General features: G+C 65.2%; 9 protein-coding genes. 3 read left to right on the top strand and 6 right to left on the bottom strand.

The features are described from left to right. Positions 1-305: 305 nt before the first annotated feature. Entirely contained in the window at positions 306-1,679 is a 1,374-nt protein-coding gene (locus tag IRZ77_RS26190) for an MFS transporter (RefSeq protein ID WP_108481371.1), read from the top strand. Positions 1,680-1,716: 37 nt separating this feature from the next. Here IRZ77_RS26190 and IRZ77_RS26195 read toward each other — a convergent pair whose 3' ends face one another. The 5 genes from IRZ77_RS26195 to IRZ77_RS26215 all read right to left on the bottom strand — a co-directional run bounded on the left by IRZ77_RS26195 (position 1,717) and on the right by IRZ77_RS26215 (position 7,933). After that, entirely contained in the window at positions 1,717-3,129 is a 1,413-nt protein-coding gene (locus tag IRZ77_RS26195; protein WP_108481370.1) for a DOPA decarboxylase, read from the bottom strand. 183 nt (positions 3,130-3,312) lie between these two features. Then, on the bottom strand, positions 3,313-4,257 hold the full coding sequence (locus IRZ77_RS26200; protein WP_046614006.1) for a LysR family transcriptional regulator: 945 nt from the start codon (positions 4,255-4,257) through the stop codon (positions 3,313-3,315). A 144-nt stretch (positions 4,258-4,401) separates the two neighbouring features. After that, positions 4,402-5,112 (bottom strand): YebC/PmpR family DNA-binding transcriptional regulator, encoded by a 711-nt coding sequence (locus IRZ77_RS26205; protein WP_085601323.1) that lies wholly within the window; start codon positions 5,110-5,112, stop codon positions 4,402-4,404. Positions 5,113-5,209: 97 nt separating this feature from the next. Then, complete coding sequence (locus IRZ77_RS26210) at positions 5,210-6,601, bottom strand: FAD-dependent oxidoreductase (protein WP_085601322.1); 1,392 nt, start codon at positions 6,599-6,601, stop codon at positions 5,210-5,212. A gap of 15 nt (positions 6,602-6,616) precedes the next feature. Then, positions 6,617-7,933, bottom strand: a complete 1,317-nt coding sequence (locus IRZ77_RS26215) for an MFS transporter (protein ID WP_046614008.1) — start codon at positions 7,931-7,933, stop codon at positions 6,617-6,619. A gap of 243 nt (positions 7,934-8,176) precedes the next feature. On the opposite strand from IRZ77_RS26215, the gene IRZ77_RS26220 reads away from it, so the two are divergent. Together IRZ77_RS26220 and IRZ77_RS26225 are read left to right on the top strand one after the other, a co-directional pair. Continuing rightward, the gene (locus IRZ77_RS26220; protein WP_196174611.1) at positions 8,177-9,046 is read left to right on the top strand and encodes a LysR substrate-binding domain-containing protein; all 870 of its coding nucleotides are present in this window, start codon (positions 8,177-8,179) and stop codon (positions 9,044-9,046) included. 73 nt (positions 9,047-9,119) lie between these two features. Further along, positions 9,120-9,491, top strand: coding sequence for a DUF2784 domain-containing protein (locus IRZ77_RS26225; RefSeq protein ID WP_196174612.1), 372 nt, complete (start codon positions 9,120-9,122; stop codon positions 9,489-9,491). On the opposite strand, the gene tam is transcribed toward IRZ77_RS26225, so the two are convergent. Beyond that, positions 9,481-10,257 carry a trans-aconitate 2-methyltransferase gene (gene tam, locus IRZ77_RS26230; RefSeq protein WP_196174613.1) on the bottom strand — a complete coding sequence of 259 codons (777 nt, stop codon included), beginning with the start codon at positions 10,255-10,257 and terminating at the stop codon, positions 9,481-9,483. The two genes, IRZ77_RS26225 and tam, sit on opposite strands and share 11 nt — an antisense overlap. Positions 10,258-10,391: the final 134 nt, after the last annotated feature.

The following is a 10,391-nucleotide window of genomic DNA, read 5'->3' on the forward strand; positions in this document are numbered from 1 at the left end:
GCTCCCACAGGATTGGCGCATACCTTGTGGGAGCTGGCTTGCCGGCGATTGGGCCAGACCTGGAAAATCAGAACCACAGTTCCTGGCACGATCGATTATTCGCAGGTAAAGTCGTCGCTTCAATCTCTTTGTACGGAATGGTTAGTTTTGCGTTCGATTATCGCACAATACCCGTTTTAGCGAATTGCCAGTCCGCTGGCCCGTGGTCAACATGAACCACAGACGCAGGCACACCGACCACTGCCTCCTGCCTTGGCTAACCTCCGGCGGAACCTGCGCTAACAACAATAACAACGGAGACAACGATGGCTCACTCCAGCTCTCAAGCCAAGAAAGCGACCGCCAGTGGATGGATAGGCTCGGCACTCGAGTACTACGACTTCTTCATCTACGCCCAGGCCGCTGCGCTGATTTTCCCGCAGATCTTCTTCCCTAACACCGACCCGAAAATGGCCATCATTGCCTCGCTGGCCACCTACGGCGTGGGTTACCTGGCGCGCCCGTTCGGCGCCTTCGTGCTGGGCCACTGGGGTGACACCCGCGGCCGCAAGAACGTACTGTTGCTGTGCATGTTCCTGATGGGCCTGTCGACCATGGCCGTGGGCCTGCTGCCCACCTACCACGACATCGGCCTGCTCGCCCCGGCCCTGCTGGTGGTGCTGCGCCTGATCCAGGGCTTTGCCGTGGCCGGTGAAATTTCCGGTGCCAGTTCGATGATCATGGAACATGCGCCATTCGGTCGAAGGGGCTACTACGCCAGCTTCACCCTGCAAGGCGTACAGGCTGGCCAGGTGCTGGCGGCGGCCGTGTTCCTGCCACTGGCCTACTTCATGCCCAGCGAAGCCTTCAACGACTGGGGCTGGCGCATTCCATTCCTGATGAGCGCCATCGTGCTGATTGCCGGCTTCATCATCCGTAAGGAAGTGCACGAAACCCCGGCGTTCGTGAAGGAAGAGAAGCAGGACAAAGTCGCCAAGTCGCCGATCAGCGAGGCCTTCCGCCACAGCTGGAAGCACATGGTGCTGGTGATGTTCATGGCACTGATGAACGTGATCCCGGTGGTGGCCACCATCTTCGGTGCCGCCTACGCGGTGCAGCCGGCCTATGGTATCGGCTTCGACAAGAGCGTGTACCTGTGGATTCCGGTAGTCGGCAACATCGTCGCGGTGCTGGTGATTCCGTTTGTCGGCAACCTGTCCGACAAGATCGGCCGTCGCCCGACCATGATCGCCGGTTGCCTGGGCTCGGGCCTGCTGGCGTTCCTCTACCTGTATGCGATCAGCATCCAGAACGTACCGCTGGCGTTCGCCTCGTCGATCGTCATGTGGGGCATGGTGTACCAGGGCTACAACGCGGTGTTCCCAAGCTTCTACCCAGAGCTGTTCCACACCCGCTACCGTGTTTCGGCCATGGCCATCGCGCAGAACATCGGCACCATGCTGACCGCCATGCTGCCGGCGCTGTTCGCCCTGGTTGCCCCGCCTGGTTCGGACAACATCCCACTGGTGGTCGGTGGCCTGGCGTTCTTCATCACCTGCGTGTGTGCCCTGGCAGCGTACATTGCCCCGGAAACCCATCGCCTGGCGATGGATGACCTTGGCAACCCCGATGCCAAGCCGATGGAAAAGACCGAGTATGAGGCTAGCCGTAAAGGGAGCTTTCAGGCAGTGAGCCACTGATCGATTGCCGGGGGCTACTTTGCAGCCCCCGGCAATTTCAGCCCCTGACCACTTCCTGCAGGCGCGCCCAAAGCTGTTCGACATGCTCCCGCTCGGTCGGCAATGCGCCAATCGACACCCGCACCATCCACCGCCCATCCAGCGTCGCCGGCGTCACATAGGCATCCCCGGACGCGTTCAGCCGCTCGGCCCACCCCTTGGTATGCGCATCCAGCGCCTCCCCTTCCAGCCCCGCCGGCCGATGGCGAATGCACAACGTCTGCAACTGCACCGGCGCCAGCAGCTCCCACTCCGCCGCCGCGCCGATTTGCCCGGCCAGCCACTGGGCATTGTCCAGGTCACGCCGCAGCCGTGCCTGCAACGCCTCTACCCCCTCGCTGCGCAGCATGAACCACAGCTTCAACGCGCGGAACCGGCGGCCCAGCGGGATACCCCAGTCACGCAGGTTCTTGACCTCGCCATCCACCGCCGACTGCAAGTAGCTGGGGTTGGTGCTCATGACCCGGATCAGGTGCTGCGGGTCGCGCACGTAGTAGATCGAGCAATCGAAGGCCACGCCCAGCCATTTGTGCGCGTTGACCACCAGCGAATCGGCCAGCTCGATGCCGTCCCACATCCAGCGGCATTCCGGCAGGATCATCGCCGAGCCGGCCATGGCCGAGTCCACGTGCAGCCACAGGCCATGGGCCTGGGCGATCTCGCCGATCGGCCGCAACGGGTCGAGGGCCGTGGTGGCGGTAGTGCCGGTGGTCGCGACCACGGCGCAGGGCTGGTTGCCGGCGGCCAGGTCCTGCTCGATCGCCGCCTGCAGTGCTTCCGGGCGCAGGGCATGGCGTTCGTCGGTCGGGATCAGGCGGATGTTGTCGCGGCCGAAACCGGCCAGCAATGCGGCCTTGTCCACCGAGCTGTGGGCATGGGCGCTGACATAGACGATCAGCGGCCTGGGCTGGGCTTGCAGGCCGCCGCGTACCAGTGCGTAGTCGCTGGCGCGTTCCCGCGCGCAGATCAGCGCCACCAGTGTGCTGGTGGATGCGGTGTCCTGGATCACCCCGCTCCATTGGCCAGACAGGCCCAGCAACTGACGCAGCCAGTCGAGGGTGATTTCCTCCAGCTCGCTCAGGGCCGGGCTGGACTGCCACGACAGGCCCAGCACGCCCAGGCCAGTGCTGAGGAAGTCACCGAGGACCGACGACAGGGTGCCGTTGGAGGGGAAATAGCCGTAGAAGTCCGGATGCTGCCAATGGGACAGGCCGGGCATGACCAACTGGTTGACATCGTCGAGGATCGCGGCGAAAGGCTCGCCTTGGCGGGGGGCCTGAGCGGGCAACGCGGCCTTGAGATAGCCGGGTTCGACCTGGGCCATGACCGGGCGCTCACCGACGGATTGGCGGTAGTCGGCGATCAGGTCGATCAGTTGGTGGCCGTATTGGCGGAATTGTTCGGGGGTCACCTGGGTTCTCCTGGGGGGTGGTTCGCTGCCTGTACTGGCCTCTTCGCGGGTAAAACCCGCTCCCACAGGTACTGCATCGCTTGTGGGAGCGGGTTTACCCGCGAAGAGGCCGCTACAGGCAGCGCAATGCCCCCAGTCTAGGCACCTATCCCGAAGTGAATAACCCCGCCTCGCGCATACCTGCTATGGCAAACCCGCATGCCCGCCCTGCACACCGAACTGCGACTGGCGCCACAACTCGAACACCCGGTTGCGCAACCAGCGATGTTCGGCCGAGGCCTGCAAGCGCTGGTGCCACACTACCCAGTAGCGCTGGCTGTGGTCGATGAAGCCCAGCGGCCGCCAGGCCAGGTCGTGCAGGCGGCACAGCTGCCGGGCGATGTGTTCGGGCACGGTGGCCAGCGCCTGGCTATTGGCGATCACCTGCACGGTGGCAGAGAAGAACGGCACTTCCAGGCTGACCCGCCGTTGCAGGCCCTGGGCGCGCAAGTGGCGGTCGATGAAGCTGTCCTTGTCGCCTCCACCGGAAATACGCACATGCTTGTGCGCCAGGTAGTCGGCCTGGCTGAGCGCGCCGCGGGCGGCCAGCGGGTGGTCGTGGCGCATCAGGCATACCGCGCGGTCCTCGCCCAACAACCTGCCGTGCAGGTTGGGTGGCGACTCGTCGAACAACGTGGTGGCCAGGTCGATCTCGCCACTGGCCAGCAAGGTGTACTGGCCGGCCTGCCAGGTTCGATATTCCAGCGATACGCCCGGCGCTTCGCGCTCCAGCGCTGCCACCAGCAGCGGCAGCATGTGCTCGGCCACATAGTCTGACGCGGCCAGGCAGAAGCGCCGCTCGCAACGCGCCGGGTCGAACACCGCGGGCTGGCGCAGGGCGTGCAGCTCCTCGAGAACCTGGCGCAGGGGTTCGACCAGGGCTTCGGCGTATTCGCTGAGCACGTAACCGCGGCCCTGGCGTACCAGCAAGGGGTCGTCGAAGGCTTCGCGCAGATGGGCCAGCTGGCGGCTGAGGGCGGACTGGCTGACGCCCAGACGCTCGGCGGCGTGGCTGAGGTTCTTCAGCTGCAGCAGGTGGTCGAGGGTGCGCAGGTGGGCGAGGCTGAGGGAGGCGAAAGCGGGGTTCATACAGGCTCCCTTTCAGAGGGTCGACCGGCCCAATCGCCGGCAAGCCAGCTCCCACAGGGTCACCACAACCATCGAGGCTTGTGCTGTACCTGTGGGAGCTGGCTTGCCGGCGATTGGGCCGCAAAGCGGCCCCAGAGACGCAGATCAGTCAGTCAGACCAACATACACGTTCTGCACGTCATCGTTCTCGTCGATGGCTTCGAGGAACGCTTCCACCTCGGCCAATGCTTCAGCACTCAGGCTGGCCGCGCTCACCGGGTTCTTCGGGGTGTAGCCGATCTTCGCCGAGGTCACGGTGAAGCCATGCTCCGGCAGGGCCTTCTGCACCGCGTCGAGGTCGGTGGTGTCGGTGATGAACAGGGTCGAACCCTCTTCGTCGCCTTCCTCGAAGTCTTGGGCACCGGCTTCGATGGCCGCTATTTCCGGGTCGGCGTCGCCGTTCGGGGTGGCTTCGATCAGGCCGACATGGTTGAAGTCCCAGGCCACCGAACCGCTGGCGCCCAGCTGGCCCTTGCGGAACAGCACACGGATCTGCGCGACGGTGCGGTTGACGTTGTCGGTCAGGCACTCGACGATCAGCGGTACCTGGTGCGGGGCGAAACCTTCGTAGCTTACCGCCGAGTACTGCACGGCATCGCCGTCCAGGCCCGCGCCCTTGCGGATTGCGCGCTCCAGCGTCTCGCGGGTCATCGAGGCCTTCTTGGCCTGCTCGATGGCCAGGCGCAGGCGTGGGTTCATGTCCGGGTCGGCGCCGGACTTGGCAGCGATCTGGATCTCTTTGGACAGCTTGCCCATGATCTTGCCTTTGGCGTTGGCCGCGGCTTCTTTATGTTTGGCTTTCCACTGTGCGCCCATGTCGACTCTCTTGTTTCAGCGGCCGGTTCAGGAAGCGACCGGCCAAAAGTGGGTGCAGTTTATACGCCCTCCGGCCTGTGTTCGACAAGAAATCTCATCAGCCTTTATCGGCCTTCCCAGCCGCCGCGGCAAACCGCGCCAACCGCACGTCCAGCCTGCGCGGCCGCAGCCCACGGTCCTCGGCCCGCTCCTTGCGGCGGATGGCATTGCGCACCATCAGCGAGCCCAGGTAGCGGATCGGCTCGGGCGGGAACAGCCCCAACGGCCCCTTGACCAGCGGCGAACGGGTCCATGGGTTGTCCAGCCCCAGTGCCAGCGACGACAGAATCTGCCCGCCCATGTGGCACGGCCCGACGCCGCTGCCGGAGTAACCAAAGCCGTAGAACACGTTGCCCTGCCCGTCCAGCCGGCCAAAGAACGGCAAGCCGGTCACCGAGCGGTCGGACGGCCCGTTCCAGCTGGCCGCCAGTGGCACCTCGGCCAGCGCCGGGAAAAACCCACCCAGGCTTTCACGCAGCAGTGGCCGGTACGGCGACGGCTGGTCGAACACCGGCAGCATGCGCCCGCCATAGGCGAAGGTATTGCCGCCCTTGCCGAGCATCAGCCGGCCATCGGAGGTGTTGTGGTAGTAATGCACGAAAATCCGCGAATCGAGCACGCTGATGCCGCTGTCCAGGCCGGTCTGGTGCAGCAGCTCGGGGCAAGGTTCGGTGATCACCATGTCGCTGGAAACAATCGCCACGCTGCGCTCGAACTGCGGGAAAGCCCGCGCCATCCAGGCATTCAGGCCCAATACCACGCGGTCGGCGCGCACCGTCCCATGGGCCGTGCGCACCTGCACCGGGGCGCCGTGCTCCAGGCCGGTCATGGCGCTGCCCTCATGGATGCGCACGCCACGCTGCAAGGCCACCCGGCGCAGGCCGCGCACCAGCTTGCCAGGCTGCACCGTGGCCGCCGCCGGCGAAAACCAGCCTTCCAGGTGCCGCGCCGAACCCGCCAGGCGCTGTACCTGCTGCAGCGGCAGGCGGCGAAACGAATTGATCCCCTTTTGCTCCAGCGCGGCGATCACCGCGTCGGTGGCGCCGACCTGCGCGGCATTGGTGGCGGTGTACAGCGTGCCGTCCAGGCGGTAGTCGCAATCGATGCCATTGGCCGCGCAGAACGCACCGATTTCAGCGATGCTGCGCTCCGACTCACGCACCAGGCGCACCGCTTCGGCCACCCCGAACAGCCGCTCGAGGGTGAAGTACTTGGCCGACCAGGACAACGCACAGCCACCATTGCGGCCACTTGCACCGGCACCGCAGATATCGGCCTCGATCAGCACGATATCCAGGGCCGGCACCGCCTCCTTCAGCATCAGCGCGGTCCACAGGCCGGTATAGCCGCCACCGACGATGCACACATCGCAGCGGGCATCACCTTGCAGCGGCGGGCACACCGCCTCTTGGGCCGAATCCAGGGCCTGTTGCAGCCAGAAGGGTCTCATTCGCTCGCTTTCCTTTCAGGTACGCAGTGGCTTGATTGCCATGCTGGTATTGGGTGCCACGTCGGTGCTTTGCGCAGCGCTGGCCGGGCGGCTGTTCCAGTGCGGCAGCAGCACCAGTGCCGAGAACAGCGCGCAGCCGGCGAACACGATGAACACCGTGACACCATCGAAGTACCCCGGCAGCAGCCCGCCAAGCACCGCCCCCACCGAACCGCAGCCGTTGACGAAGCCAGCTGCGGTAGCGCCAGCCTTGGCGGTGCCGAAGTCGATGGCCGCAGCGCCGCTGATCATCGAGTCCGGCCCGTACAGGGTCAGGCCCATGACGAACAGCAGGGCCACCACCAGCATCACGCTGCCGGTGTGCATGGCCGCCATGAACGCCGCCAACGCCACGGTCAGCAGTACCAGGCTGATGACACAGGCCGGCATGCGCCGGGCGCCGAACAGCTTGTCGGAGGCCAGGCCGATGATGATCGGGCCGAGCAGCCCGGCCAGTTCGAAGGCTGTCGGTATGATCGCTGCCCCCACCTTGCCCACCGAGGGCATCTGCTCGAAGACGATCACCGGCCCCCACAGCAGGATGGCGTAGCGCGCCGGCTTCAACAGGAAGTACGCCAACCCCAGGGTCAGCACCGTGCGGTTGCGCAGGATCTCCTTCAGCGGTGCCCAAACGCTGCACAGGTTGCCGGCCGGGGCCATGCTCTGCGGCTCGGGCTCCACCGCCGGCAGGCCGACGTCTTCAGGCTTGTTGCGCTGCAGGAAGAAGAACAGCACGGCCACCAGCGCCACCACCGCGGCACTGGAGAAGAACGCCGCGTGCCAGGTACCGACCAAGGTATAGGCCCACCAGCCGGCGAACGGCGAGGCCACCAGGCCGCCGAAGGCATAGCAGGAACTCCACAGGCCCAGCACCCGCCCACGCTGCGACGCCGGGAAGAAGCTGCCGATGTTCTTGCACAACCCGGCCCAGCCCGTGGATTGCGCCAGCCCCTGCACCAGCATGCAGGTGGCGAAGATCGGGAAGGTGGCGTAACTGCCCATCACCACCGCCGCAGCAGCAGAAATCAGCAGGCCGCCGAGCACCACTACACGTGGGCCAAAGCGGTCGGCGAGCATGCCCCAGGTGAACTGGCCCACGGCGTAGGCGGCCAGGTAGATGGCGTCAAGGTTGGCCATGGCGGCCTTGTCGAGCATGAAGTTGGGGTCTTCACCGATGCCCAGCTTGGCCACCGAGAAGGCCTTGCGGGTGAAGTAGAAGGCGGCGTAGGCCAGCCAGGTAATGGCGAAAATCTGGATGCGCCAGCGTTTGAACGCGGCTAGGGACTGATTCATGTAAGTCTGACCTCTTGCTCAAGTGTGCCGGCAGAATGTGAAGAAACGCCTGTCTTGTTCTTGTGTTACGCACAGCGATGACGAGGCTGTCATCGGGTCAGATGGCGCCGTGTAGGAACCATGGCCCTGGCGGCACTTGTGGTGCCAGCGTCGGGCTGACATGCATGGAAACAGTTGCGCTAAGATAAATAAAATCGATTTATCGTATTTCACACATAAGCCCAGCTTGTTACTGAGGTCGTCATGTCGGTTTCACACGCACAACTCAAGGCCTTCCATGCCGTGGCCGTTCACGGCAGCTTTACCCGCGCTGCCGAAAAATTGTTTCTGACCCAGCCAGCGGTGTCGGACCAGGTGCGCAAACTGGAGGAGCGCTTCGGCGTCTTGCTGTTCCACCGCAACAAGCGTTCGGTGCAGCTCACCGACCTTGGCGAGCGCCTGCTGGGCATCAGCCAGCGCCTGTTCGCCTGCGAGGCCGAGGCCCATGAACTACTGCAGGATTCGCGTGCGCTGCATACCGGAAGCCTGGTGCTGGCGGTGGATGCGCCAGTGCACGTGCTGCCGCAGATCGCCCGCTTCTGCCAGCGCTACCCGGGCATCCAGGTGAAGATCGAGACCGGCAACACTGACGAGTCGCTGGCCCGGCTGTTCAGCTACCAGGCCGACCTGGCCCTGCTGGGGCGGGACGTGGACGATGAGCGCCTGCACTGCCTGCCGCTGCGCCGCGACCCGATGGTGGCGTTTGTCTCCCACCAGCACCCCTGGGCCAGCCGCAGCGCGATCAGCCTGGCGGATCTGGACGATACGCCGCTGGTGCTGCGCGAGCCCGGGTCGGTGACGCGGCAGACCCTGGAAGAAGAAATGCAACGAGCCGGGCTGCGGATCCGCCCGGCGATCCAGGTAGAAGGCCGGGAAGCGGCGCGGGAAGCGGTGGTGGTGGGGATTGGTGTGGGGGTGGTGTCGGCGGCGGAATTTGGTGCGGATGCGCGGGTTTGCGCATTGCCGATCGTCGATTGCCAGCGGCACCTGACCGAGACACTGGTGTGCCTGAGCGAGCAGCGCACGCGGCGGGTGGTGGCGACCTTCCTGCAGATGGTGGAGGAAGGGTTGTAAGCCTGTGCTGCGAAGAGGCCGGCACAGGCAACCCGACTATGCTGGGATAACCTCAACCCTCGGCACACAACCCATGCTCTACCGCCTTGCCGCCGACACCCTGGTCCTGCTGCACCTGCTGTTCATCCTGCTGGTGCTGTTCGGCGGCCTGTTGGTACTGCGCTGGCGCCCTGCCCTGCTGCTGCACCTGCCGGCGCTGGCCTGGGGCCTGGCGGTGGAATGCCTGCACCTGGGCTGCCCACTGACCACTTGGGAAAACCGCATGCGCAGCGCGGCCGGTGACGCAGGCTACCAGGGCGGCTTCGTCGAGCACTACATCTGGCCGTTGATCTACCCCGCAGGGCTGACACCGCACATCCAGCTGCTGTTGGGCACTTTGGTGCTGCTGCTCAACCTCGGCATCTACAGCTACGTGGCCTGGCGCTGGCACCGCCCTAGCGGGTAGCGATCAGGAACAGCCGCGGGAACGGCAACAGCACCTTGCCATCGGTGGCCGGCGGGTAGTCGCGCTGCATCGCCTGCAGGTACATCTGCAGGAAATCCACCTGCTCCTGGGCATCCAACCGCCCCAGATACGGTCGCAAGGCAGAACCCTTGAACCATTCCACCACGGCTTCGGCGCCGCCGGACAACGGGTGGTGGTAGGTGGTGCGCCACACATCCACCCGTGCACACAGCGGGCTGAGCAGGTCGTAGTAGAACGCCGCGCTGTGCCGTGGCGGCAGCTGGAAGTCAGCGAACTTCGCCGCCCAGGGGCCCTGGCTGGCGATTTCGCGCAGCTGCCGGTGGGCCGGCTCGTCGAGGTTGTCCGGGGTCTGCACGGCCAGGCTGGCACCTTCGCTCAACTGGCGCACCAGGTGCGGGTACAGCGAGGCGTGGTCAGGCACCCATTGCAGCGAGGCATTGGCCAGGATCAGGTCCTGCGGCTCGGGGGCTGACCAGCCGGCAATGTCACCGATGACCATGCGCACCCGGGGTATGCACAGCCGTTTGCGCTCGCGGGCCTTGTCGATCATGTCGGGGTCGCTGTCCAGGGCCGTCACCTGGGCATCCGGGTAACGTTGCAGCAGCACCTCGGTGGAATTGCCAGGGCCACAGCCCAGGTCGGTGGCGTGGCGTACCGGGCGTGGTGGCACAGCGGCGAGCAGGTCGCGCACGGCGCGGGTACGCTCGTCTTCGAACAGCGAATACTGGGTGGCGGACCAGGCCATGTGAAGCTCCTCTGGGCGGGCAATGTGTTCAGCATATGCCATCTGTCGGCTTTGAGGGCCCTATCGCCGGCAAGGCAGCTCCCACAGGGACCGCACCGATCTCAAGCCATCTGCTATACCTGTGGGAGCTGGCT

Source organism: Pseudomonas pudica, assembly GCF_015680405.1.
GTDB classification, from domain to species: Bacteria; Pseudomonadota; Gammaproteobacteria; order Pseudomonadales; family Pseudomonadaceae; genus Aquipseudomonas; species Aquipseudomonas pudica.